Annotated in this window: 1 protein-coding gene; it reads right to left on the reverse strand. The window is 42.3% G+C overall.

Annotated elements, in window-relative coordinates:
- Positions 1-372: 372 nt before the first annotated feature.
- Positions 373-1626: TonB-dependent receptor (locus AABI99_RS18245; protein WP_338367537.1), on the reverse strand; the 1254-nt coding region annotated here is incomplete at its 5' end.

Genomic DNA, 1626 nt, shown 5'->3' on the forward strand with positions numbered 1-1626 from the left:
AATAAACCTAGTGACACAGCTTGGTTTGCTAATTTAGAGTGGGTGTCTAGTTTAAGTAGAGTGGGTGTCTAGTTTAAGAGTATTGTTTAGATAAAAATAAACGAAGCACCCATCTTAACTTTGCAGTTTAGTAAAATATGCATTAGAACTTTACCTAAAAAATAGACTAGTTGTTTTGTGGCAATTGCAATTAGGCTTGGTTAAAACAAAATACAATCACTGTATTATGCGCTACATGGGGCAAGAGACTTTTACGATGTGGGATATAACGGCATTGATTGGACAACCAATGTATTGCCTGAGCAGATAAAAACGTTATAAAAAAAGCCGCTTGTTGTAACAAGCGGCTTAACTTTTTAACTAGGGATTAGTTTAAAACGTGTAACGGGCACCAATTGAGTAGCGTGGGCCGTACTGATTAGCAAATAAAAATTGCTCTTCGTAACGGCCGTAGCCTTCTTCGGTGGCATTATTTAAGTTTATGCCATCAAAAAATACGGTTACGTTTTCGTTTACATCGTAGTTTACGCTCATATCCCATTGGCCGTAGGCTTTAGCATATTGCGGTGGCGCATCGGCTGAGCCTTGTGCTTGGCCTACACCAATTAAGTACGAATCGCGCCATGCGTACGTAATTTTGATTGATAGGCCGTCTTTTTCGTAAAAGCCTTGAAAGTTAGCAGAGTCACTTAAACCTGTAAGCGGTGCTTGTTGGTCTAGGCTTTCGCTATCAAATTCTACATCGCCATCTACAAACGTGGCGTTAACACCTACACCAAAACCAGTTTCGCCAATTAAGTGCTGAACAGCCACTTCAAAACCATCTACCGATTTGCTGTCGGTGTTTTGTGGCTGGCTTATGTTCCATACCATAAGTGGGTCATCGCTATTTGGCTCAATAACGCCATTCGCATTGCCATAACCATTGCTAATCATTTGTGCAAAAATAGCGTCGGTGGTTGCTTGCTCGCCGCGCGATTCAATATCGCTCACTGCTTGTAAGTAACGTGGGCCGTTTAAAATGTCGTATAGGCCATCAATTGTGGTTTGCGTAATAGTGGTTTGAATAAAGTTATCTACGTCTTTTTTAAAGTAGCCAACAGAGGCATAGCTGCCCTCTGCGTAGTAATACTCTAATGATAAGTCGAGGTTTGTTGATTCAAACGGCAATAAGTTTGTATTACCTTGGCTACCGGTTCGCGAGCCAGGTTTTGGGCTGCCTGTTAAGCTACGGCCACCGGCTAAATCACCCAGTGGTGCACGCGACATTGTTTTACCCCATGATACGCGGGCTACAACGTCTTCGGTTAAATCAACACTTACATCGATTGACGGTAATAATATGTCGTAATCGCCTTGCTGCTCTAAGAAGTTATCATCGCCGCCAGCTGTATATTGCATTATCCACTCTGATGCACTGATCCAGTTTACTTGCTCTTCAACACGTTGGCGTACGGTACTGGTTACATCTGTTTGCTCGTAGCGCAGGCCTGCGTTTACTTTTACGTAGTAATCGCTTACATCAAACTCCCAGCTTGATTGAATATAAAAGCTGTTTGTAATTTCTTCTACGTAGCTTTCGCTATCAATACCATCCATGTAAGCATTAGCTGCGTATGCATCGCC

Source organism: uncultured Pseudoalteromonas sp. (genome assembly GCF_963922945.1).
Taxonomy (GTDB): Bacteria; Pseudomonadota; Gammaproteobacteria; order Enterobacterales; family Alteromonadaceae; genus Pseudoalteromonas.